The following is a 24,233-nucleotide window of genomic DNA, read 5'->3' as shown; positions in this document are numbered from 1 at the left end:
GATTTATTGGAACGTTCCATTTAGTAGCGTTGCGAAGGGAGAGATCGATGGACATTTCCTTGCCTGGTGAGGGTGGCGGCAGCACCCGGTACACGCTGGTCGGCGAACCGGTGCAGTCTGACATCGGCGCGCGATTTTCGCGTATTGCCTATGCCGCTGCGCACGTCGTTGCCGATCCGCTCGCCATGACCGATCCGTGGTCCAGGCCGGTGGTCGACTGGGACAGGACGATGGCGTTCCGTCACCATCTGTGGCGGCTGGGATTCCGCATCGCCGAAGCGATGGACACGTCGCAGCGCGGCATGGGCTTCGACTGGGCAAGCGCGCAGGAATTGATCCGCCGTTCGATCGCCGAGGCGCGTACCGTCGATGGCGCCGATCTCGCCTCGGGTGCCGGCACCGACCATCTGGCGCCCGCCGCCGCCAGGACGCTGGACGATGTGATCGCCGCCTATGAGCAGCAATTCGCTTTCATCGAAGGCTTGGGCGGCAAGGCGATCATGATGGCCAGCCGGGCACTGGCGGCAGTGGCCAAGGGGCCGGACGACTATGTCGGCGTCTACGACCGCATCCTGTCCCAAGCATCCGGCAAGGTCATCCTGCACTGGCTGGGCGACATGTTCGATCCGGCGCTCAGGGGCTATTGGGGCAGCGAGAATTTCGAGACTGCTCTCGATACAGTTGTTGCCATCATCGAACGCCACGTTGGCAAGGTGGAGGGGATAAAAATCTCACTGCTCGATGCCGGCAAGGAGGTCGCGCTGAGAAACCGTCTGCCGGACGGCGTCGTCATGTTCACTGGCGACGATTTCAATTATCCCGAACTGATCGCCGGCGACGAGAAAAGACACTCGCACGCACTGCTCGGTATTTTCGATGCGATTGCGCCGGTCGCCAATGCAGCGCTGGCGAAACTGGCGGAGGGTGACCGCGCCGGCTATGACACATTGATGGCGCCGACCGTGCCGCTATCGCGAAAAATCTTCGAAGCGCCGACCGAGTACTACAAGGCCGGCATCGTCTTCATGGCCTGGCTGAATGGCCATCAGGACCATTTTGCGATGGTCGGCGGTATGCAGTCGGCGCGCGGCATCCGTCACTATGCCGACGTGTTCCGCCTTGCCGACCAGGCGGGATTGCTCGCTGATCCCGATCTGGCGGTAGCCAGAATGAAGAGCCTTTGCACCGTCGCGGGCATCTGAAGCGCGGAAAGGCTGACCGGTCGAAGAGGACGCGTCGCCACGCGATTGCTGCGCCTGCCCAGGTGTTTCCGCTGTCGAACGACCGCAGGGTGGTTTTCGCGTCACCAATTTTCTTGTGAACCAATTTCTCTCGAGGCGCGACCAAGCGATGTGTCCAAACATGGTCCATCAAGGAGAACGTCTGATGTTTACTGTTTCAAGAAACGTCCTTTTGGCCGCCATCGCCGTTTCGGTGCTGGCCGGCTGCAAGACAACCGCTCCCAGGGAATGCGACAAGCTGAAGCCTGGCGTCACCTACAACGGCAAATGCTGCGGTCTCGGAGAGCCTTGTCGCGAAGGCAAGGGCGGCGGCGACAGGCCGGGAAATACGCCTGATCCAGCGCCGCAATGATCTGATCGAGTGCGGCCCGTTCCGGTCAAACGCCGGGACGGGCGCGTTGCGCTCGAAAAACTCGCCAGTGTCCAGCTTCCCTTGGGCGAACGAAAATTGTCCAGCTCGGGCGAGCGGGCCAGGATGCCGATTCAAGTCTGATCGTCTGGTTGGATGGTGGGCGTGACAGGGATTGAACCTGTGACCCCTGCAATGTCAATGCAGTGCTCTCCCGCTGAGCTACACGCCCATCCGAAGCCGCGCATACACCATTTTTGATCCAGCGCGTCAATAGCAGGAAAAAGGAAAGAAGGCGTCGTCTCGCCGCAGTGGCGAAGAGGCGCGGCGCCTTGCCTAGAAAACGGCTCAGGCCGCCTGCAGCATCTTCTCGACCTCGTTGACGAGGTCACGCAGGTGGAAGGGCTTCGACAGCACCTTGGCGTCTTTCGGCGCCTTGGAATCCGGGTTCAGCGCAACGGCGGCGAAACCGGTGATGAACATGACTTTCAAATCAGGATCGATCTCGGTGGCGCGCCGCGCCAGTTCGATGCCGTCCATCTCCGGCATGACGATGTCGGTCAACAGCAGCGAGAACGGTTCCTCGCGCAGCCGCTCATAGGCGCTGGCGCCATTGTCGAAATCGCTGACCTGGTAACCGGCGCGCTCCAGCGCCTTGACGAGGAACCGACGCATATCGTCGTCGTCTTCCGCCAGAAGAATGCGTGCCATGATATCCCGTCCGAATCACCCGCCCGAGATTGCCGTTGGGCAAGCCCGTTAACCATCCTGTATATGAGGAGGTGAGGGTAAACATCAAGTGAACGCGGACGGCGATGATCCATATTTGCCAGGGCGCGTGCTGCCGCTGAAATGCTGGACACGCGGCCTGCAAGGTGACACTTTCACATCATGATGCACTGGTGTTTTCGGGTTCGCTCAAATTGAAGACGGCAGCCGAGGATTTTTCGGTCTTTCCACCCTTCGAAATCCGGTCGGGCGCCGAGCAGCGCGTCCCCTTCCTCTTCAACTCGCCGCATAGCGGCCGCTACTATCCCGAACGCTTCCTGGCCATGGCAAGGCTGGACCGCAATGCCATCCGCCGGTCGGAAGACTGTTACGTCGATGAGCTGTTCGGCGGCGCCGTGGCGCTAGGCGCGCCGTTGCTGGCAGCGAATTTTCCGCGCGCCTATCTCGACGTCAATCGCGAGCCGTGGGAACTCGATCCGCGCATGTTCGCCGAGCCAGTGCCGTCTTTCTGCAACATCCGCTCGGCGCGGGTGGCCGGCGGGCTTGGCACGGTGCCGAAGCTGGTGGGCGAGGGGCTCGACATCTATTCCGGTCGCCTGCCTCTGGCCGAAGCCGTTGCCCGCATCGAGGCCGTCTACAAGCCCTATCACGAGACACTGAAGCGGCTTTTGACCAGGACCCATGCGCGGTTCGGTTTTGCCGTGCTGATCGACTGTCATTCGATGCCGGCGAGCATCCGTGTCGGCGACAGCGGCCTGCGGCCCGACTTCATCATCGGCGACCGCTTCGGCATCTCGGCAACCGCCGCCCTGACCGAGACCGCGATCGGCCTGCTCAGCGCCATGGGCTATTCGGTTGCCCACAACAAGCCCTATGCCGGCGGCTTCATCACCGAGCATTACGGCCGCCCGGCGCGCCATCTGCATGCGCTGCAGATCGAAGTCAATCGCGGGCTCTACATGAACGAGCGGACATTCGAGAAGGCCGGCGGCTTCGATGCGCTGGCCGACGACCTGACGCGGTTCTCAGCCGACCTGATGTCGATGCCCGACCATCATTTCATCGACCTGCCGCTAGCCGCCGAGTGAGCGACCGGCCGTTGGCCGCAGAGTGAAATCGCGGCGTAAAAAAAGACCGCATCGTTTGCACGATACGGTCGAAGTCTAGGGAGGAAACGCCCAAGGAGGGCATGGACAGGAAACCCTGTCCGAGATCAAGGGTATTGTGCGCTGCACAAATGTCAAGCGACCTTGAGGCTTTTTTAATTCACTCTGATGTGGAAATTGCGTTTCGACGACGCTTGTGTGACATCCGGGCAACAGATGCCGTCGCGGAAAAGTCGTCGAACACTCTTGTTTTGGTACGAAATTGGCGGCAGAGCACGGCTCGGACATGCTGCAGTGCGGGAGAATCAGTTGGACATCAGTGTCGGTTTCATGCGCCGCATCGCGCAGGTGGCAGCGGCGGAGACCTTGCCGCGCTTTCGCAGCCAAGGTGCGGTCGCCAACAAGGAACAGGGCAGTTTCGATCCGGTCACCGAGGCCGATCGCGAGGCCGAGCGCGCCATCCGGGCGCTGATCTCTGCTGAGTATCCCGACCATGGCATTCTTGGTGAAGAGCATGGCAGCGAGAACATTTCGAGCCGGCATGTCTGGGTGATCGACCCGATCGACGGCACGCGCGCGTTCATTTCCGGCCTGCCGGTGTGGGGCACACTGGTCGGGCTGACGATCGACGGCGACGCCGTTGCCGGCATGATGGCGCAACCCTTCACCGGCGAGCTTTTCTACGCCAACGGCTCGGGCTCCCATTATGAGGGGCCAGGCGGGCCGCGAAAACTGACGACCCGCAAGACGACGAAGTTGGACCAAGCGACGCTGTTCACCACCACGCCGGCCCTGTTCAAGGGCGAGGCGCGCAACCGTTACGATGCATTCGAAAGACAGATCCAGCTCGCCCGCTATGGCGCCGATTGCTATGCCTTCGCCATGATCGCCTCAGGAAGCGTCGACATCGTCGCCGATCCCGGATTGAAGCCCTACGACATCGTGGCGCTGATCCCGATTATCGAAAAGGCAGGCGGCGTCGTCACCACATTCGATGGCGGGCCGGCGGAACAGGGCGGCGATGTGCTCGCCGCGGCGACGCCGGAGCTTCATGCCGCCGCCATGGCCGCCTTGCGCGGCTAAACGAGCGTCCGCTGCCATTCAGGTGATGCCGACCGCTTGAAGCAGTCGTTTTACTGCCGGCGCACCCCTTGGGGAGCGGGCCAGCGACCGGCGCCTGTCAGGCTGTGGGGTCGTCGCTCCCGGGAATGAAGGCGTCGAAAGCGGCGAGCAATTGCTCGCGATAAATGTCGGCTTCCTGCAGGATTTCGTGGCGGGAGCCATCGATCATCAGCAGCGAACCGAGCCGCAGACGCCTGGCGTAGGTTTCCACGGCCCTGGTCGAGACGACCTGGTCGGCGCCGGCGGCGATTATCAGCAGGGGGACCTGAATCCCTGCCATGAAGTCGGGGTCGCTGACAGCTTCGGAGGCTTTCGCGGCTGCCCGCAGCCAGCGGATCGTCGGACCCCCAAGCGCCAGTTGCGGATGTTCTTCATAGAGCCGCGTGTTGCGTCGATAGCGTACCGGGTCAGACGTCAGCTTGTTGGTCTCGAAAGGGGCCGTCACCTTCGGCCGCGGACCCCAGGCGGCATAGAGCCGGCCGAGGCCGAGAACGCAGAACAACGAGCAGACGCGGCGAACCGTCGAGATCGAGACCGGCAGGTCGGGCAGCGTCAGGAAGGGCGCGATCAGCACCATGCGCCGGATGCGGTTCACCATCGACGGGGCGGCAAGCAGGGTGATCAAGGCACCTGCCGAATGGGCGAGGATGTAGTACGGTCCGCGGCAATCGGGCAGCACGATCTCCTCGAAGAACTGTTCGAGGTCGGCGGTGTAGTCGCGGAAGCTGCTGACGTAGCCGCGCTGGTGATCGCGGATCAGCCGGTCGGAATCGCCCTGGCCGCGCCAATCGAGGGTGGCGACGCCAAAGCCGCGATCGGCAAGGTTGCGGATGGTTTCGAAATATTTCTCGATGCACTCGTTGCGGCCGGTGAGCAGGACCACGGTGCCCTTCATCGGGCGAGCGACTGCGCCGAACAGGCCGTAGCGGATATTCTTGCGGTCACGCGTGGTGAAGAAGCCGCCGGTGGCGTTTTCCGGCCGCGGATTGCCCTCGATTTCGTGAAAAAGGGAGTTTTCGGTGAAAAGATCCGTCATTCGGCGCTTCGTGCTCGGCGTCTCGCATGCCCGCCTGCGCTGGCCGGCTCCGCTAAGGTGATAGACGCCCATGCGCCAAAAGCCAAGGAATTCCCGGTGAAGGGGAGGCTGCGCCAGGGAAGGCCGGAAGCCGCTCGAAAGCGTGCTTCCGGCCTCTGTCGATCCGGGAGGAAGGGACGTTACACCCGGTCGGCCTCGTTGCGGTGCCTGTTGTGCAATGGGCGCCGCCAGTCCTTGATCCTGTAATGGACTTTAGCGCCGGCTGCCTGAACGCGCGCCGAAGTGCCGGTTCATCTGCCGTTCATCAAGGGGCCTGCCGCCGTGGTTTTTGCCGCCAGGTGAAATCTTGAAATGCTTTCCAGCGCTCCCCAAATGTCTGGTGCGGTCGCCAATGTCGGGGCCGCTGGCCCACCCGAAACGCCGCTCAAGGGTTTCGCACCGGCCATACGCAAACCATGTTGCTCAACAGGAGAACACCTCATGCGTCACGTTGATTTTTCCCCGCTTTATCGCTCCACCGTCGGCTTCGACCGTCTGTTCACGATGCTCGATTCGCTTGCGCAGCCGGATGGCGCGCAGACCTATCCCCCCTACAACATCGAGCGCACCGGTGAGGATTCCTACCGCATCTCGATGGCGGTTGCCGGCTTCTCGGACGAGGAAATCTCGATCGAAGCCCATCGCAACGTGCTGACCGTGAAGGGTGAGCGCAAGGACGAGGGTACCGGCGAAGGCTCTGAGCTGCTCTATCGCGGCATTGCCTCGAGGGCTTTCGAACGCCGCTTCCAGCTTGCCGACCACGTCGAGGTCGTTGGCGCCTCGCTGAAGAACGGCCTGCTCTTCGTCGACCTCAAGCGCAACATCCCCGAGGAGCTGAAGCCGCGCAAGATCGCCATTACGGCGTCTTCGGCCAAGGCCAAGCAGATCGAGGCCAAGACCGCTGCCTAAAGTACAAGTCTCCTCCCGAGACGGAAGCGGCGCCGAAAGGCGCCGCTTTTTTGTTGTCGGGGATATCCGTTATCAGGCGATCAGCTGGCCAAAACGGTCGACTTCATCGGCTGTCGTCGCAAAGCTGGTGACGAAGCGGTAGAGCAACTCGTCCTCGCCGATGTGGCCGTCAAAGCCATGCGGCTTGTGCCAGTCGTAGAAGGCGGCCCCCGCGGCCTGCAGCCCCTCGGCCTCGGCTTTCTTGATCACCGCGAAAACCTCGTTCGCCTGCGGCAGCCATGCCAGCTTGGCCGTGGCCGAATCCTCGATCGCGGCGGCAAGGCGTGCGGCCATAGCGTTGGCGTGGCGGGCGGTGTCCAGCCACAGTCCATCCTTGAAATAGGCCTCGAACTGCGCCGCCACGAAGCGCGATTTCGAAAACAGCTGGGCGGCGCGCTTGCGCAGGAAGGCCAATTCCCTGGCACGATCAAGATCGAACAGCACGACCGCCTCGGCGCACCAGCAGCCGTTCTTGGTGCCGCCGAAGGAGAGGATGTCGACGCCGCGTCTCCAGGTCATTTCGGCCGGTGTCGTCTCGAGTGCGACCAACGCATTGGCAAAGCGGGCGCCATCCATGTGCAGGGGCACCGAATATTGTTTGGCGATCGCGGAGATCGTCTCGATCTCATCCAGGCCGTAGATGGTGCCGACCTCGGTCGACTGGGTGATCGAAACGGCCATCGGTCGTCCCCAATGGACGATTTCCGGTGCGAAACGGCCGATGGTCCTTTCCAGATTGTGCGGATCGATCTTGCCCAGCGCGCCATCGATCTCATGCAGGCGAGAGCCGCCGGAAAAATACACCGGCGCGCCGCATTCGTCCTCGATGACATGCGATTCGCGATGAGCAAAGGAAATGCCGCCCGGCTTGTTGTAAGCGGTGAGCGCCAGCGAATTGGCGGCCGTGCCGGTGGCCACGAAGAACACCGCGACCTCTCGTTCGAAAATCTCGCTGAAGCGCTGGTAGACTGCCCGGTCGAGCGCACCGTCGCCATAGGCGGTGGAAAAGCCGCCGGCATTGGCCGACAGGCCGGCGGCAATATTGGGATGGGCGCCTGCCCAATTGTCGGAAGCGAAGAACATGCATCTGCCTATGTCTTGGGAGATCGGGGCTTTGGGGAAATCAGCCTGAAGTTGACCGGTTTCGCGAGCGGACCGCAAGGGGCCAGGCGCCGGAAAAATGGTAAAGCCAGCCAACCGACAAAGCCCGGGTCGAAGACTGAAGCTTACGTTTTTCCTCAACTTCACGACATTTTCTGTCGCGGAAAGCCCAAGTTTTTTGTGAATCGGTCTTGTGTGCGTCCCAGATTTCTGCAATAAAAATTTAGGACAGTAGTGCTGTCTTATTTTGTCGCACAAAACGAGCTGGATTGGCGTATCATTTGGGCCTCTCCGGCTGTTGCCGCGAGCGACAGGTGGACAGCCAGACTCTGGCCTGTACGATTACCAGATGCGATCCATGCGAAAAGCCGCCTGGTTCGGCAAGGATTTCGCAAGACGTGCCACAAGGATCAGGGTGAGCCAAGCGCTTGCCGAGGCAAACCAGCGCCTGAATGGCTGGGAATGGAGGACAGGAGATGACGGACATGACGCACTCTGCGACGAACGGCCAGGCCGCGCAGACGAAAGCGGCAACCGTCAAAACCATGTCCCGGACCGATATTGGCCGAACCGCCAACGGCCTTTCCGCCCAGGGCCTTTACGATCCTCGCAACGAGCATGACGCCTGCGGCGTCGGCTTCATCGTCAATATGAAGGGGGTGAAGTCGCACCAGATCGTCAAGGACGGGCTGGCTGTGCTCGAAAACCTGACGCATCGCGGCGCCGTTGGCGCCGATCCGCTGGTCGGCGATGGCGCCGGCGTGCTGGTGCAGCTTCCCGACCAATTCTTCCGTGAGGAGATGGCGGCCCAGGGCATCGACCTGCCGCCGGCCGGCCAGTACGGCGTTGGACACTGGTTCATGCCGCAAGACGTGGCCCTTCGCGCCCATATCGAGGACATCATTGCCGAATCGGCGCAATCCGAGGGGCTTCCGCTCATCGGTTTCCGTGACGTGCCCGTCGACAATTCGTCGCTGTCGAAGGCGCCTGACATCGTGGCATCCGAGCCGTTCCATCGGCAGATATTCATCGGCCGCACGCCAGACATTACCGATGACGAGGAATACGAGGCCAGGCTCTATCTGTTGCGCAAGGTGATATCGGGCCGCATCTACGCCGAGAACGACAACAAGGACATCGGCGCCTATTGCGTGTCGCTGTCGGCGCGCACCATCGTCTACAAGGGCATGTTCCTGGCCTACCAGGTCGGCGCCTATTACAAGGACCTGATCGATCCGCGCTTCGAGACCGCGCTGATCCTCGTCCACCAGCGCTTCTCGACCAACACCTTCCCGTCTTGGAAGCTGGCGCATCCCTACCGCATGGTCGCCCACAATGGCGAGATCAACACCGTGCGCGGCAACAACAACTGGATGGCCGCGCGCCAGGCGTCGGTCGATTCCGAACTGTTCGGCAACAACATCTCGAAGCTGTGGCCGATCTCCTATGACGGGCAGTCCGACACCGCCTGCTTCGACAATGCGCTCGAGTTCCTGTTCCAGGGCGGGTACAGGCTCAGCCATGCCATGATGATGCTGATCCCGGAAGCCTGGGCCGGCAACAAGCTCATGGATGCCGATCGCAAGGCCTTCTACGAATACCATGCGGCACTGATGGAGCCGTGGGACGGGCCGGCGGCGGTGGTTTTCACCGATGGACGCCAGATCGGCGCCACGCTCGACCGCAATGGCCTGCGCCCGGCACGCTACATCGTCACCGACGACGACCGCGTCATCATGGCCTCGGAAGCCGGCGTGCTGCCGGTGCCCGAGGAGAAGATCGTCAAGAAGTGGCGGCTGCAGCCAGGCCGGATGCTGCTGATCGACCTGGAGAAGGGGCGTATCGTCTCCGACGAGGAGCTCAAGTCGGAGATCGCGACCAAGCATCCCTACAAGACCTGGCTCGCCAACACACAGCTCATCCTCGAAGATTTGAAGCCGGTCGAGCCGCGCGCGCTGCGCAAGGATGTCAGCCTGCTCGATCGCCAGCAGGCGTTCGGCTACAGCCAGGAAGACACCAAGCTGTTGATGTCGCCGATGGCGACAACAGGCCAGGAGGCGGTGGGCTCGATGGGCACCGACACGCCGATCTCGGCGATGTCGGACAAGTCGAAGCTGCTCTACACCTATTTCAAGCAGAATTTCGCCCAGGTCACCAATCCGCCGATCGACCCGATCCGCGAGGAGCTGGTGATGAGCCTGGTGTCCTTCATCGGGCCACGGCCCAACATCTTCGACCTGGTCGGCAATTCGCGCCGCAAGCGGCTTGAGGTGCGCCAGCCGATCCTGACCAATGGCGATCTCGAAAAAATCCGTTCCATCGGCCACACCGAGGACCGCTTCGACACCAAGACGATCGACATCACCTATGGCTCGGCCGAAGGGGCCGCGGGCATGCAGGGCGCCATCGACCGGTTGTGCGAGCGGGCGGAGGCGGCGGTCGCCGGCGGCTACAACATCATCATCCTGTCCGACCGCCAGGTCGGGCCGGACCGCATCGCCATCCCGGCGCTGCTGGCTACGGCTGCGGTCCATCATCACCTCATCCGCAAGGGGCTGCGCACCTCGGTCGGGCTCGTCGTCGAATCCGGCGAGCCGCGCGAAGTGCATCATTTCTGCTGCCTTGCCGGCTATGGCGCCGAGGCGATCAACCCTTACCTTGCCTTCGACACGCTGCTCGACATGCACAAGCGCGGGGAACTGCCGAAGGAGGTGGACGCCTACGAAGTCGTCACGCGCTACATCAAGTCGATCGGCAAGGGCATCCTCAAGGTGATGTCCAAGATGGGCATCTCGACCTACCAGTCCTATTGCGGCGCGCAGATTTTCGACGCCATCGGCCTGAAGACCGATTTCGTGCAGCAATATTTCACCGGCACCGCGACGCTGATCGAAGGCGTCGGGCTGGACGAGATCGCGGCCGAGACGCTAAGCCGCCACAATGACGGTTTCGGCAACGACCCCGTGCTGCGCAACAGCCTCGAGGTCGGCGGCGAGTACATGTACCGCATGCGCGGCGAGGCCCATATCTGGTCGCCCGACGCTGTCGCCACCTTGCAGCACGCCGTGCGCCAGGGATCGTGGGAAACGTTCAAGGACTATTCCGCCCAGATCGACAGCGAGACGGCCCGCGCCCAGACCATTCGCGGCCTGTTCAAGATCAAGCTGGCCGGAGAAACCGGCCGCAAGAAGGCGGCGCTCGACGACGTCATGTCAGCGGCCGACATCGTCAAGCGGTTCTCGACCGGGGCGATGTCGTTCGGTTCGATCTCGCGCGAAGCGCACACGACGCTGGCGCGCGCGATGAACCAGATCGGCGGCAAGTCGAACACCGGCGAGGGCGGCGAAGAGGCCGACCGCTATCTGCCGCTGCCCGGCGGCGGCAAGAACCCGGAACGCTCGGCGATCAAGCAGATCGCCTCGGGGCGTTTCGGCGTCACGGCCGAATACCTCGTCAATTCCGACATGATGCAGATCAAGGTGGCGCAGGGCGCCAAGCCCGGCGAGGGCGGCCAGTTGCCCGGCCACAAGGTCGACGCGACCATCGCCAAGGTCCGGCATTCGACGCCGGGCGTCGGCCTGATCTCGCCGCCGCCGCATCACGACATTTATTCGATCGAGGATCTGGCACAGCTGATCTACGATCTGAAGAACGTCAATCCGGCGGCCGACGTGTCGGTCAAGCTGGTGTCGGAAGTCGGCGTCGGCACGGTTGCGGCGGGCGTTGCCAAGGCACGCGCCGACCACATCACCATTTCGGGCTATGATGGCGGCACGGGCGCCTCGCCGCTGACCTCGCTCAAGCATGCCGGCAGCCCATGGGAAATGGGCCTTGCCGAGACGCACCAGACGCTGGTGCTGAACGGTCTGCGGTCGCGCGTTGCGCTGCAGGTCGATGGCGGGTTGCGCACGGGACGCGACGTGATCATCGGCGCGCTGCTCGGCGCCGATGAATTCGGCTTCTCGACCGCGCCGTTGATCGCGGCCGGCTGCATCATGATGCGCAAGTGCCATCTCAACACCTGCCCGGTCGGCGTCGCGACTCAGGATCCGGTGCTGCGCAAGCGCTTCAAGGGCACGCCCGAGCATGTCATCAACTTCTTCTTCTACGTCGCGGAAGAGGTCAGGGAGCTGCTCGCCGAGATGGGCTACACCCATCTCGACCAGATCATCGGCGACACCGATCTTCTGGAAAAGCGCGACCTGATCGTGCACTGGAAGGCACGCGGGCTCGATTTCTCGAAGATGTTCTTCAAGCCGGATGCGCCGCATGAGGCCGTGCATTGGACCGAGCGGCAGAAGCACCCGATCGACGACGTGCTCGACCGCAAGCTGATCGAGCTGGCAAAGCCGGCGCTCGAAAGCAAGCAGCCGGTCAAGATCGAGGTCGACATCCGCAATGTCGACCGCTCCACGGGCGCCATGCTGTCGGGTGAAGTGGCCAATCGCTTCAAGCACAAAGGCCTGCGCGAGGATACGATCCAGGTGAAGCTGACCGGCACCGCCGGCCAGTCCTTCGGCGCCTTCCTGGCGCGCGGCATCTCATTCGAGCTTGTCGGCGCCGGCAACGACTATGTCGGCAAGGGCCTGTCGGGCGGCCGCATCGTCATCCGGCCGCCGGAAGGGGCCAAGATCGTCGCGGCTGAGTCCATCATCGTCGGCAATACGGTGCTCTATGGCGCAACCGAGGGCGAGGCCTACTTCGCCGGCGTCGCCGGTGAGCGTTTCGCCGTGCGCAATTCGGGCGTCGCCGCCGTCGTCGAAGGCGTCGGCGACCATGGCTGTGAGTACATGACCGGCGGCATCGTGGTCGTCATCGGCCAGACTGGCCGCAACTTCGCCGCCGGCATGTCGGGCGGCGTTGCCTATGTGCTTGACGAGGCAGGCGACTTCGCCGAGCGCTGCAACATGGCGATGGTCGAGCTGGAGCCGGTTCCCGAAGAAGACGATTTGATGGAAAGGCTGCTGCACCATGGCGGCGACCTCGATCACAAGGGCCGCGTCGACGTCTCCGGCGACATGACCAGCCATGACGAGGAGCGGCTTTACCAGCTGATCTCGAACCATGTGCATTACACCGGGTCGGTACGTGGCCGCGAGATCCTTGACGACTGGACGACATTCCGGCCGAAATTCCGCAAGATCATGCCGGTCGAATACCGCCGCGCGCTGATCGAGATGGAACGCATGCGCATGGGCGTGGCGGCGGAATAGATTTGGAATTGCCGGGAGGCCCAGGTTTCCCGGCCCATCTTCATCGATAGTTTGACCTCGTGCGAAAGGTTGCCATGGCTGCCTCAAGGGGTTAACGGGTGCGGCGAAAACCGTACCATCTGGACAGCAGGAACTGGACTATGGGCAAGGTAACAGGCTTTCTCGAAATCGACCGGCAGGTGCACAAGTACCAGCCGGCCTCCGATCGCATCCGGCATTTCCGCGAATTCACGCTGCCGATGTCGGACAAGGAGGTCGAGAAACAGGCCGCGCGCTGCATGGATTGTGGCATTCCGTTCTGCCACGGGCCGACCGGCTGCCCCATCCACAACCAGATCCCAGACTGGAACGACCTCGTCTACAATGGCGACTGGGACAACGCGATCCGCAACCTGCATTCGACCAACAATTTCCCGGAGTTCACCGGCCGCATCTGCCCCGCGCCCTGCGAGGAAGCCTGCACGCTGAACCTCGAGGACATTCCCGTCGCCATCAAGACGGTCGAGCAGGCGATCGCCGACAAGGCCTATGAAACCGGCCATATCAGGCCCTATCCGCCGGAAAAGAAAACCGGCAAGCGCGTCGCCGTCATCGGCTCCGGCCCTGCCGGCATGGCGGCGGCCCAGCAGCTTGGCCGCGCCGGCCACGATGTTCATGTATACGAGCGCGAAAGCCGGCCCGGCGGGCTGATGCGCTACGGCATTCCCGACTTCAAGATCGAGAAGCACTACATCGACCGGCGCATCGAGCAGATGCAGGGTGAGGGCGTGACCTTTCATTGCGGCGTCAATGTCGGCGTCGACAAGCCGGTTGCCGAGCTGCTCGCCGAACATGATGCGGTGCTCTATTGCGGCGGATCGGAAACGCCGCGCGCGGCCGGCATTCCCGGCGACGATCTCGGCGGCGTGCATGACGCGATGCCCTATCTGGTGCAGCAGAACAGGCGAGTCGGCGGCGAACCGATCCAGTCGGTGGCGTGGCCGTCGCATCCGATCATCGCCGGCGGCCAGCATGTGGTCGTCGTCGGCGGCGGCGATACAGCGTCCGACTGTGTCGGCACGGCCTTCCGCCAGGGCGCCGTGCGTGTCACCCAGCTCGACATCCGCCCGCAGCCGCCGGAGAAGGAAGACAAACTTTCGGTCTGGCCCTACTGGGCGACCAAGATGCGCACCTCGTCCTCGCAGGCCGAGGGCGCGGAGCGCGAATTCCAGGTGGCGACGCTCGAATTCATCGGCGAGGAAGGCCAGCTGACCGGCGTCAAGTGCTGCGAGGTCGATGACAAGCGCAAGCCGATCGCCGGTACCGAATTCGTCATTCGTGCCGATCTCGCTTTCATCGCCATCGGCTTTGCCGGGCCGGCCGCGGCCGGTGTGGCGAGAGAATTGGACGGGCAGATGAAGATCGCCACCGACAGCCGCCGTTCCAGGAATGTCGAGGCCAATGACCGGGACTACAGGACCAGCGTCGACAGACTCTATGCGGCCGGCGACGTGCGTCGTGGCCAGTCGCTGGTCGTCTGGGCAATCCGCGAGGGCCGCCAGGCGGCACGCTCGATCGACGAGGCGTTGATGGGGTCGAGCGTTCTCCCGCGCTGAGCCCGTTTGGAAACTCTACTCCTGCGGCCATCTGAAGGCGTTTTCTGCGCTTCCGGTGCTCGCGTACTCAAATGTACGCTCCGCTCCGGTTCTCGCAAACACCATCATATGACTCGCAGGAGCGAGTTTCGAAACGGCCTTGGAGTAGCTCTGCGATACTAACGATTGATCGCGGTCGTGGTGTCGCTCGCGGCCGCGGCTTTCGGCGGCCATGAGAAATCGTCCGCGCGGCCGGGCGATGCAATAGGTGCCTTGCCCTCGACCACAAGCTTTTCACCGGGCAGGTCCGGATTTGCTTTCGCCGGCGGGGCCGCGCCAAGCAGCTCGGAGCCGCCGTCGAGTGCCGGATCGCTGAGCAGCATCGGCGCGGTGCGGTCGATGACGATGGGTGCCGCGGCCGGCGCCGGCGCCTCGACAGGGGCGCCCGCCGGAGCGGACGGTGTAATCACGCTTCCAGGCGCGGTCAGGCCGAGGATCTTCAGCAGCGGTTTTTCGGTATAGAAGGCGAGTTTGCGCTTGCCCGCCCTCGAGACGTTGATGCCGTCATCGGCGCGCAGCCGCACCGGCTGGCCGTTGATGTCGGGGCCGCTGGTGACGAAAGCACCGTTCTCATCGACGAAACCGTCCCAGACGTCGACGAATTCACCGCCATGGCTTTCAGCGGCCTGATGGTAGATGTCGTTGAAGGCCAGCATGTCGGAGGTCATCTTCGGCACCCGGAACGCCGGCATGCCGACCCACAGGAAGGGGACTTTGGCCGCGGCGATGGCTTTGCCCAGCGCGTCGGTCCGCCGTTCATATTCCTTGGTCCAGTTCTCGGAACGTGGCTGCTCGCGCACGTCACCCACCTTCATCTGCTGGCGGTCGTTGGAACCCAGCATGACGATCACGGCGGCAGGTTTTTCGGTCTCGATCAGCGATTTGATCTGTTCGGGCCAGTTGTAGAAGTCGTCGCGTACGAAGCCGGACGAACCATTGCTGCGAACGACGATCCTGACGCCGGCATTCTCGGCAAAGGCGGTGTCGAGGCCTTCGGCGAGGCCGGCCGCCATGAAGTCGCCGACTACCAGGACGGTGCGGGCGTCCGGTGCCTTGACGACCACCGGGATTTCCGGTTCCGCGGGCGGGCGAGGGGCGCGGGGTTTTTTCGCCTTGGGCCTGGGCCTTGCTTTCTGGATGTCCTGCGGCGGCTCGATGCGCTCGCTGCGGCGCGGGAACAGAAGGTCGCGCAGCGACCAGCCGCGGTTTTGCTGCTCCTGCGCCATGGCCGGCGCATGAAAGGCGCCAGCCACACCGACGGTGAGCACGATCACGGCCAGGATGAGCACCGGCATGCGACGAACAAGCCCTGCGATGCGCGCAGCCGAAGCCAATCGTTTCCTCCATCCCTTGGCGCAGCCCTTTTTTTGAAAAGTCGTACTTTTCAAACGGACTTTGCGCCAACCAGATTGCTACAGCGTCCTTTGCGCGGCCGAAAGGCCGCGCGGCACCGCAGGCGGCTCTATTTCTGCCGGAGCCACTTCAGCACTTCCATGCTCGGGTAACCGTCCTGGGTCAAGCCGGCCTTGGCCTGGAAAGCCAAGATGGCTGATTTCGAGCCGTCGCCTATCTTGCCGTCGAACTTGCCGTCATAAAGGCCATGTTGGGAAAGCCGCTGCTGCAGCTCCTGCCTTTCCTCGAAAGTGAGCTTGGTGAAAGGCCGCTTCCAGTCCTGCACGAGACCGCTGGAGCCGGCGATTTCGTCGGCAAGAAGGCCGACGGCAAGCGCATATTTGTCGGCATTGTTGTAGGCTTTGATGACCGTGAAATTCTTGATCATCAGAAAGGCCGGCCCGTTGCGGCCGTCCGGCACCTTCAACGTCGCCTTGTCTGAGCCGTTCTTGAACGGCTTGCCGTTGGCCCTGACGACGCCCAGCGCCTGCCATTGCGACAGCGTCTTGGACCCGGCGGGAAGTTTGCCGGCCGGCAAGGCGACCTCATAGCCCCAGGTCTTGCCGGCCTGCCAGCCATTCTTCTTCAACAAATTGGCTGATGTCGCCAGCGCATCGGGGATCGAATTCCAGATGTCGCGCTTGCCATTGCCGTCCATGTCGACGGCATAGTGCAGATAGCTGGTCGGAATGAACTGGGTGTGGCCCATGGCGCCGGCCCAGGATCCGCTCAGATGGCTTTCGTCGATGTCGCCGGTCTGCAGGATCTTCAGTGCGGCGACCAGCTGGGTGCGGGCGAATTTCGCCCGCTTCGGATCGGCATAGGCCAAGGTTGCCAGCGAGCGCACGACATTGCGCATGATGTCGTCGCGCTTGAGGATCTCGCCATAGTTCGATTCCATCGACCAGATGGCCAGGAGGATGTAACGGTTGACGCCGAACCTGGCCTCGATCCGATCCAGCCACGGCTTCCATTTCCTGGCCATCTGCTGGCCGACGGCGACCGACTGGTCATGGACGCGGTTGTCGAAATAGTCCCAGGCAGGAGCCGTGAATTCAGGCTGCGTACGCGCCTTTTCCAGCACCACCGGATCGATATCCCTGATGTTCCTGAAGGCCTGGTCGTACAGGGCGCCGGAAACGCCGCTCTGCACGGCGGTGGCGCGGAAGCCGGCGACCCACTGCCGGAAACCGGCATCGGCGAAAGCGGGGCCAGGCATCAGCAGAGCGAGCGATAGGCTGGCTGCCGCTATGACGCTGGTAAAACGTTTTGCGGCATTGCGAACGGACATCTTTTCCTCCTTCTCTGTCTCAGGAAAGACCATTCATCGCCGAACCAGGTTAGGAATTAGTTTACCATAGGCGCCACCGGGAACGAAAAGACGCTTCGAAGCTTTACCGGTGGACATTCCTCTCAGTTGCCCAGTATTCCCCAATTCCGGCGTGAAAATGTCTTGGAACGGGGATTGCGGAGCTGGCCCTCAAACGGATAATTGAAAGCATGAAGAGAGTTCGCAAGGCAGTCTTCCCGGTCGCCGGTCTCGGCACACGGTTTCTCCCGGCCACCAAGGCTGTCCCCAAGGAAATGCTGACCGTCGTCGACCGGCCGGTGATCCAGTATGTGGTGGATGAGGCGCGCGAGGCCGGCATCGAGCATTTCATCTTCGTCACCGGCCGCAACAAGGCCGTCATCGAGGACCATTTCGACATCCAGTTCGAACTCTATGACACGCTGGCCCAGCGCGGCAAAGACGACCAGCTCGCCCGCCTGCAACGGCTGCAGCCGGCGCCGGGGCAGACCAGTTTCACACGCCAGCAGGTACCGATGGGACTTGGTCACGCCGTCTGGTGCGCCCGCGAGCTCGTCGGCGACGAGCCCTTCGCGCTTTTGCTGCCCGACATGATCATGCAGTCGGAGAAGAGCTGCACGAAGGCAATGGTCGAGCTCTACGAGGAGACCGGCAACAACATCATCGCGGTGCAGGAATGCGCTCCCGCCGAAGCCCACAAATACGGCATCGTCGGCCGCGGCGAGGACACGCATCACGGTTTCCGCATCACCGAGATGGTGGAAAAGCCGAAGGCCGGCACCGCGCCGTCCAACCTTTACATCAACGGCCGCTACATCTTGCAGCCGGAGATATTCAAGATCCTCGAAGGCCAGGAAAAAGGCGCCGGCAACGAGATCCAGCTCACCGACGCCATGCTGAAGCTGGAAAAGCAGCAGCCTTTCTACGGCTACCACTATCGGGGCCGCACGTTCGACTGCGGATCGCCGGAAGGCTTCGTCGAGGCCAACGTCGCCTTCGCGCTGTGGCGCAGCGACATGAACGAGAACATGGCTGGCGTCATCCGCACGCTTCTGGACGAGTTGAAGCCGTCTGAGCGCCGCGGCGCTGCGTTTTAAGGTATTATAGCGAGCGGCCGGATGTCGTTGGTGCGGCCGTTCAGCGCTGCACCTTCACGCCGAGGAAGATGCTGTTGGCGGTGTAGTCCCGGCCCGGCAGATTGCTGGTCAGCTTCTCGGTCCTCACTCTTGTGGTCAGGCCGGCGTAGCGGTTCAACCACCAGGTCAGTCCGGCCTCGGCGCTCAACACCCTGTCATGGCCGTCGATGCCGATGTAATCACGCCAGTCGAGGCCCAGAGCCGCATTGGCGGTGAGGTTGGCGCGAATCTGGCGCTCGCCGGTCAGGCGACCGGAATAGAGGATGTCGCCGCTTTCGCCCGATGTGGTCGTGGGCTCGACGGTGGTCCGCCCGGTCAGGCCGATCGTTGTGCCGCGCTCGGGTGACCATTTGAGGTCGGCGTTGACGGTGGCACCAGAGATCGCATCAAGGTTTTTGTCGTCGATCGCTTCCCTGAGCCAGCCGGCCGAGAATTCACCCGACAGCTTCTCACCCATATCGAGTGCAAGGCCAGCGCGGGCGCCGAGCCGCGTCGACGAGCGCTCGAAGCCTTCATTGTCGATGCGTTGATCATAAGTCCGGCGGCCGACCTCGATTTCGGTGAAAGGGGTCAGGGCAGGGGAGATCTCGTAGCCGGTGCGCAACGTCGCCGTGTAGAGCGTGGAGTCCTGATCCTTCTGCGACAGCGAGGTGCCGTCCGAGAGCTTGGCGTCGCCGTAGAAGTCATGCGAGACCGCGCCGGTCAACGTGTACTGCATCTTGCCGAGATGCTTTTCGACGGCGAGGCTGCCATCGATGGTCTGCCGCAGCGGCTGCTTGCTGACGCCCGCGATGGCGTCCGGCGATGATGCCGATTCCGGCACGGCCTCGTAGCCGAGCTTGGCGATGGCGCGCAACTCATTGTCGAGGTCGACATTGAGCTGGCCTTCGATGCGCCCTTGCTCGTCGTGAACCGGGTAACCCGAGACAGTCTCGCGAAAAAGGCCATAGCCGTCGATCGTGGCTGAGTTCTCGCGCCAGTCGGAGGCGGCGGAAAAGCGCAGCGCCGTCTCGGACAGCAGCGCCGACTTGCCGGCACTGCTCGAATCGCCGTTCGATGTGGCGGTCAGGCCCTGTTCGATCGTCGGCCGGATGACGAAGGACCCCCATTTGACGCCGGTGGCAGCAAACGGATCATCCTCCGGTTTTTTCTTCTGGCCTTCGATGGCGTCCGTGCGCTCCGCGCCTGGGTCGAGCTTCTGCCTGTCGGCACTGTCGATGGTGAGGGCGCGGCGGTTGGCCGTGCCCGCATCGGTCTCTTCACCATCGGCAGCGTCCGTCGTGGAGGCCGTCGTGGAAGCGGTGATGTCGGAGGCGCCGGCCGTCGATTTCTTCTTCTTTTTCGATTTGTCGGCAGCCTTGTCCTTGGCCTGGTCAGCAGCATTCTGCCCGGCGGTCGATGAGCGGCGGCGAGGCTTGGGCGGCGCCGCAGTGTCGGCGGCCGTGTCGTCGGTGGCTGACGCCGGGTCGAAGAGGCTGCCGGTCGCGTTGGCGTCGCCAGTGTCGGCGTCGTCAGGCACGGCACCGGCGCTGGCCGGCAGATAGGTGCGGGCCGGCGCATTGGCCTGCGCTGCATTGGCCGGCTGTTGACCCTGCGCTGCCAGGGCCAGCTGTCTCGCCTTGCGCTGCTGGTCGGACAGGATCGCCGATTCCGAAACCTCGCCGCGCAGTTCGGTTTCCTGGGCATGGAGCGCAGTCGGGCGCAGCAAGGCAAACATGCTGGTTGCCAGCAGCAAGGCGCAGACCGCCTTGCCCTTTCGTCCTGTCGAATTTTCTGGCTGGGCCCCGGACATCGCCACCACTGCTTGCGCGGCGCACGCGCGCCATACTTACCGAACCGTAAATGGGGATGGTTAACGGAGGGTTGAGGCGGCGGCCCGTCAGCCGCCTGAAGCGCTGATTTCCAAAGGCATTCATACCGCGTGCGTCAAGCTTTTGGTTTTCGCCCCTGCCGTCGTCAAAAACCACCGCACACGTTCGGGCAACACGCCTTGGGCCATTTCTGTTGGACAGCGCGCCGGCAAAGCGCTAATCGCATCAGCCATGCATGCGGGATCCATGGATAAGAAACCTTCGGACAGGCAAGCCTCGATCGCTTCGGCGCTGAGGACGGTGGCGACAGAACAGGCTGGTGTCGCAGCCCTTGCCGAGGCGCTGGAGAATGGGCTGGCCGGGCCTTTCGCCCAGGCCGTCGAGATGATCTCGGGGATTGAAGGCCGGCTCATCGTCACCGGCGTCGGCAAAAGCGGCCATATCGGTTCGAAGATCGCGGCGACGCTGGCCTCGACCGGCACGCCGGCTTTCTTTGTCCATCCCGCCGAAGCCAATCACGGCGATCTCGGCATGATCGCCAGGGACGACGCCATCATCGCCATGTCGTGGTCGGGCGAAAGCAAGGAACTGATGGGCATCGTCGCCTATTCCAGGCGCTTTTCCATTCCGCTGATCGCCATCACCGCCGGAGAGACATCGGCGCTGGCGCGGGCGGCGGACGTGGTGCTGCTTTTGCCGCGCGCTCCAGAGGCCTGTCCGCACGGCCTGGCGCCGACGACATCGACGCTGCTGCAACTGGTGATGGGCGACGCGCTGGCGATCGCGTTGCTCGAGGCACGCGGCTTCACGCCGGACCATTTCCGCACCTTTCATCCGGGCGGACAGCTCGGCGCCAACCTGACACAGATTCGCGAGATCATGCATGTCGGCGACAGGCTGCCGGTGGTGGTTGCGGGCACCGGCATGCAGGACGCGATCCTGGAACTGTCGCGCAAGGGGTTTGGCTGCGTCGCGATCACCGACGCCGACGGTGCGCTGGTCGGCATCATCACCGATGGCGACATCCGCCGTCACATCGGCAGCAATCTGCTGGCGATGACGGTGGATCAGGTGATGACAAAAGGCCCGAAGACCGCGACGCCGGACACGCTGGTGGCAACGGCGCTGCAGACGATCAACAATTCAGCCATCACCAGCCTGATGGTGGTGGAGGGCCGGAAACCAGTCGGCCTCATCCACCTGCACGACCTGCTGCGTATCGGCGCCGCCTAAGAGCGCTGATCTTCGGTGATGCCGGCCTGACCCGGATCTCGACACACTCTTAACGCCGCTCGTTCAGACCGCCTCGACGGTCAGTTCCAGATCCGTATCGGCCGCGCCCGTCACGCGCACTTGCGTGCCGGCCGGCAAATCCGGGCCGGAGACACGCCACAGCGTATCGCCCAGCTTGATGCGGCCGCGTCCGTCCCGGATCGGCTCGGCAAGTGTCGCCATCCTGCCGACCATTTGCGCGCCGCGCCGGTTGAGCAGCGGCTGGTCGGTCGGGTCGTTGCGGCTGCCGACCAGCTTTTTGCCGACATAGGCCGAGACCAGCGACAGCGCCAGGAAGGCGAGGACCTGAACCTGCCAGGTCCAGAAGCCGGCGTCCCAGATCAGCAGCGACACGGCGCCGATGATCAGCGCGGCGATGCCGATCCACAGCATGAAGATACCCGGTGCGATGATTTCCATCACCAGCAGGACGAAACCGAGTACCATCCAGTTCCACGGGCCGAGTTCGGAAACGATGCGGTCGATCATTGGTTTCGACCTCAGTTGTCGGTTGGGCGAACGACCGGCGGGCGCGCGGCCTGCCTCTGCGAGCCGGTCGTGCCTTCGCTGCGGAAGACTTCCTTGGCGATCTCGCCAATACCGCCGAGCGAACCGATCAGCGACGATGCCTCGAAGGGCATCAGCACGATCTTGCTGTTGGTGGCCGTGCCGATCCTGCCAAGCGCTTCAGTGTATTTCAGCGCTACGAAATAGTTCAGCGCCTGCACATCGCCTTTGGAGATCGCTTCCGACACCACCTGGGTGGCGCGGGCTTCCGCCTCGGCCGAACGTTCGCGCGCCTCGGCATCGCGGAAGGCGGCTTCCTTGCGGCCCTCGGCCTCGAGGATCTGCGACTGCTTGAGACCTTCGGCGGCAAGGATCTGCGCGCGCTTGTTGCGTTCCGCCGTCATTTGCCGGCCCATCGATTCGATAAGGTTGGCCGGCGGGTTGATGTCCTTGATTTCGACGCGGGTGATCTTGATGCCCCACGGATGGGCCGCTTCATCGACGACGCGCAGCAGGCGCTCGTTGATGGCGTCGCGGTTCGACAGGAGTTCATCGAGGTCCATCGAACCCATGACGGTACGGATGTTGGTCATCGTCAGGTTGAGGATAGCGTTCTGCAGGCCGGCAACCTGGTAGGCGGCCTGCGCTGCGTTGAGGATCTGGAAAAAGGCAATGCCGTCGACACCGACGATGGCGTTGTCCCGGGTGATGATTTCCTGGCTCGGGACGTCGAGCACCTGCTCCATCATGTTCATCTTGGCGCCGATGCGGTCGATGAACGGGAAAATGAAATTGAGGCCTGGGCTCAGTGTCTTGGTGTAACGGCCAAAACGCTCCACCGTATAATTGTAACCTTGCGGGATTGTCCTGATGCCTTTGATCAGCAGCACCAATACCAGAAGTGCAAGTGCACCAACCGCAATATCGAAACCACTGAAATCCATTTGGCTCTCCCTCAGACGAAGGCCGCTCAAGCCATTCTCGCGCAGCCGACTTCACCAAAGACTTAAGTGTATTTCAGATGCGTTACAATCAGGTGATGATGGATTGTTTATAGGGTTGCACTCAGCGGTTGAAGGCAAACAACCTTGCATCCGTGTCATCCAGCCCGTTGATCGAAGCCGGGACAATCTCGGAAGCGATCTGCGAGAAGGTGATGCCGTTGCCGCCGTAGCCCAGCACCGCATGGATGCGCGGGTGGCGGGGAATGGCGCCGATATAAGGCAGGCCGGTGGTCGTGGTGCCGAACGAGCCGGTCCAGGCAAAATCGGGTCTGGTGTCGAGATGCGGAAATATCAGGCCGAGCTTCTCGGCGATGCGTGTGCTCTTGTCGGCGATCAGCTCGTCGCGCCGCGCTTCGTCGATAAAATCCTCGTCCTCGCCGCCGCATATGACCCGGCCGTCGACCGTCGTGCGCATATACAGATACGGCTCCGACGCTTCCCAGATGAACGCTGCGTCCGGCCAGAGCTTTCGCGGTTGCGGGCGTGTCGCAATCGCCCATGTCGAGATGATCCGGTGGGCCGCGGCCGGCACGATGTCTACAAGTTCGTAGCCGGTGGCCAGAACAACATGTCGTGCGGTTATGGTCGGGCCATCCCTGGTCGCGACGACAACAGCTTCGGCGCTGTCCTCGATCATTGTGGCTTCGACGGGGGCATAGAAGCGTGCCTTGCGCTCCAGGGATTTCAGCAGCAGCCCAGCCGTCAGCTTGCGCGGGTCGAGCGCGATGTTGCCGTGGCCGAGAATGGCGCCTTGGCGGTCGATGCCGAATTTCTCGGCTAGCTGTTGTCGGGTTAAGCAGATGGCGCCGATGCCGGCTAGCCGACGTGCCTCGGCCTCGTCGCGCAGTTCCGACGGACCAAGCATCGTGCCGGCCAGATAGAGTGATGGCATGCGGCTCAGGCCACAGTTGATGCCGAGTTCGGCGATGCGTCCGGCGAGATTGGAGACGGCGAGCCGCGAGCGTCGCCAGGCCTGCTGGGCCGAGGCTCTGCCGACCATCTTCGAGAGCGTGGAGAGGGGCTGGTCTATTTCGAATGCCACCAGTGCGGTGGTTGCGGCGGTCGAGCCCTTCAGCGGGCCGCGCCGGTCGATGCAGATCACCCGATGGCCATCGGCCGTCAGCGCCTCGGCCATCATGGCGCCGCTGATGCCCATGCCGACGATCAGCACATCCGTCTTGACATCTCGGGTCAGACTGTCCGTCGGCACCGTAGGCGCCCGATAGGCGGACCAGACGGGCCGGCCACTACTGAGGTCGAGTTTGCGGGACATCGAATTCTCCG

The 24,233-nt window shown here is 62.9% G+C and carries 18 protein-coding genes and 1 tRNA gene; 9 read left to right on the top strand and 10 right to left on the bottom strand.

Annotated features, from left to right (window positions below):
- Window positions 1-47: 47 nt before the first annotated feature.
- Together X735_RS157450 and X735_RS157455 are read left to right on the top strand one after the other, a co-directional pair.
- Window positions 48-1,202 (top strand): dihydrodipicolinate synthase family protein, encoded by a 1,155-nt coding sequence (locus tag X735_RS157450; RefSeq protein WP_023810080.1) that lies wholly within the window; start codon window positions 48-50, stop codon window positions 1,200-1,202.
- Between the two features lie 184 nt (window positions 1,203-1,386).
- Window positions 1,387-1,593: a hypothetical protein gene (locus X735_RS157455; protein WP_023810079.1), complete on the top strand. Its 207-nt coding sequence runs from the start codon at window positions 1,387-1,389 to the stop codon at window positions 1,591-1,593.
- Between the two features lie 154 nt (window positions 1,594-1,747).
- Here X735_RS157455 and X735_RS157460 read toward each other — a convergent pair.
- Together X735_RS157460 and X735_RS157465 are read right to left on the bottom strand one after the other, a co-directional pair.
- Window positions 1,748-1,822: transfer RNA gene (locus tag X735_RS157460), tRNA-Val, on the bottom strand.
- Window positions 1,823-1,938: 116 nt separating this feature from the next.
- On the bottom strand, window positions 1,939-2,301 hold the full coding sequence (locus X735_RS157465; RefSeq protein WP_006199474.1) for a response regulator: 363 nt from the start codon (window positions 2,299-2,301) through the stop codon (window positions 1,939-1,941).
- Between the two features lie 164 nt (window positions 2,302-2,465).
- Between X735_RS157465 and X735_RS157470 the strand changes: the two genes are divergently transcribed.
- Together X735_RS157470 and hisN are read left to right on the top strand one after the other, a co-directional pair.
- A complete protein-coding gene (locus tag X735_RS157470; protein ID WP_023810078.1) occupies window positions 2,466-3,407 on the top strand; it encodes an N-formylglutamate amidohydrolase in 942 nt (313 codons plus the stop codon).
- A gap of 327 nt (window positions 3,408-3,734) precedes the next feature.
- Window positions 3,735-4,508 carry a histidinol-phosphatase gene (gene hisN, locus X735_RS157475; protein WP_023810077.1) on the top strand — a complete coding sequence of 258 codons (774 nt, stop codon included), beginning with the start codon at window positions 3,735-3,737 and terminating at the stop codon, window positions 4,506-4,508.
- 97 nt (window positions 4,509-4,605) lie between these two features.
- On the opposite strand, the gene X735_RS157480 is transcribed toward hisN, so the two are convergent.
- Window positions 4,606-5,583 carry an alpha/beta hydrolase gene (locus X735_RS157480; RefSeq protein ID WP_023810076.1) on the bottom strand — a complete coding sequence of 326 codons (978 nt, stop codon included), beginning with the start codon at window positions 5,581-5,583 and terminating at the stop codon, window positions 4,606-4,608.
- Between the two features lie 480 nt (window positions 5,584-6,063).
- On the opposite strand from X735_RS157480, the gene X735_RS157485 reads away from it, so the two are divergent.
- On the top strand, window positions 6,064-6,531 hold the full coding sequence (locus tag X735_RS157485; protein WP_013529716.1) for an Hsp20 family protein: 468 nt from the start codon (window positions 6,064-6,066) through the stop codon (window positions 6,529-6,531).
- 72 nt (window positions 6,532-6,603) lie between these two features.
- On the opposite strand, the gene X735_RS157490 is transcribed toward X735_RS157485, so the two are convergent.
- On the bottom strand, window positions 6,604-7,653 hold the full coding sequence (locus tag X735_RS157490; protein ID WP_023810075.1) for a low specificity L-threonine aldolase: 1,050 nt from the start codon (window positions 7,651-7,653) through the stop codon (window positions 6,604-6,606).
- Window positions 7,654-8,147: 494 nt separating this feature from the next.
- Between X735_RS157490 and gltB the strand changes: the two genes are divergently transcribed.
- Window positions 8,148-12,884, top strand: a complete 4,737-nt coding sequence (gene gltB, locus X735_RS157495; RefSeq protein WP_023810074.1) for a glutamate synthase large subunit — start codon at window positions 8,148-8,150, stop codon at window positions 12,882-12,884.
- 140 nt (window positions 12,885-13,024) lie between these two features.
- On the top strand, window positions 13,025-14,479 hold the full coding sequence (locus tag X735_RS157500) for a glutamate synthase subunit beta (RefSeq protein WP_023810073.1): 1,455 nt from the start codon (window positions 13,025-13,027) through the stop codon (window positions 14,477-14,479).
- 158 nt (window positions 14,480-14,637) lie between these two features.
- On the opposite strand, the gene X735_RS157505 is transcribed toward X735_RS157500, so the two are convergent.
- Together X735_RS157505 and X735_RS157510 are read right to left on the bottom strand one after the other, a co-directional pair.
- Entirely contained in the window at window positions 14,638-15,852 is a 1,215-nt protein-coding gene (locus tag X735_RS157505; protein WP_023810072.1) for a DUF459 domain-containing protein, read from the bottom strand.
- Window positions 15,853-15,980: 128 nt separating this feature from the next.
- Window positions 15,981-17,201 carry a lytic murein transglycosylase gene (locus X735_RS157510; protein WP_023810071.1) on the bottom strand — a complete coding sequence of 407 codons (1,221 nt, stop codon included), beginning with the start codon at window positions 17,199-17,201 and terminating at the stop codon, window positions 15,981-15,983.
- Window positions 17,202-17,410: 209 nt separating this feature from the next.
- Here X735_RS157510 and galU point away from each other — a divergent pair, with 209 nt between their 5' ends.
- A complete protein-coding gene (gene galU, locus X735_RS157515; protein ID WP_023810070.1) occupies window positions 17,411-18,316 on the top strand; it encodes a UTP--glucose-1-phosphate uridylyltransferase GalU in 906 nt (301 codons plus the stop codon).
- A 40-nt stretch (window positions 18,317-18,356) separates the two neighbouring features.
- On the opposite strand, the gene X735_RS157520 is transcribed toward galU, so the two are convergent.
- A complete protein-coding gene (locus X735_RS157520; RefSeq protein WP_031212822.1) occupies window positions 18,357-20,147 on the bottom strand; it encodes an outer membrane beta-barrel protein in 1,791 nt (596 codons plus the stop codon).
- A 250-nt stretch (window positions 20,148-20,397) separates the two neighbouring features.
- On the opposite strand from X735_RS157520, the gene X735_RS157525 reads away from it, so the two are divergent.
- Window positions 20,398-21,399 carry a KpsF/GutQ family sugar-phosphate isomerase gene (locus tag X735_RS157525; protein ID WP_023810068.1) on the top strand — a complete coding sequence of 334 codons (1,002 nt, stop codon included), beginning with the start codon at window positions 20,398-20,400 and terminating at the stop codon, window positions 21,397-21,399.
- 63 nt (window positions 21,400-21,462) lie between these two features.
- Here the strand turns inward: X735_RS157525 and X735_RS157530 are convergent, their stop codons facing one another.
- From X735_RS157530 to X735_RS157540, 3 genes are all read right to left on the bottom strand, one after another.
- Window positions 21,463-21,927: an NfeD family protein gene (locus X735_RS157530; RefSeq protein WP_023810067.1), complete on the bottom strand. Its 465-nt coding sequence runs from the start codon at window positions 21,925-21,927 to the stop codon at window positions 21,463-21,465.
- An 11-nt stretch (window positions 21,928-21,938) separates the two neighbouring features.
- Complete coding sequence (locus X735_RS157535) at window positions 21,939-22,889, bottom strand: SPFH domain-containing protein (RefSeq protein WP_023810066.1); 951 nt, start codon at window positions 22,887-22,889, stop codon at window positions 21,939-21,941.
- A 121-nt stretch (window positions 22,890-23,010) separates the two neighbouring features.
- A complete protein-coding gene (locus X735_RS157540) occupies window positions 23,011-24,222 on the bottom strand; it encodes an FAD-binding oxidoreductase (protein WP_023810065.1) in 1,212 nt (403 codons plus the stop codon).
- Window positions 24,223-24,233: the final 11 nt, after the last annotated feature.

This window comes from Mesorhizobium sp. L2C084A000, from assembly GCF_000502875.1.
Taxonomy (GTDB): Bacteria; Pseudomonadota; Alphaproteobacteria; order Rhizobiales; family Rhizobiaceae; genus Mesorhizobium.
Note: the sequence above shows the minus strand (reverse complement) of the source record. Positions and strands in the feature narration are given on the sequence as shown.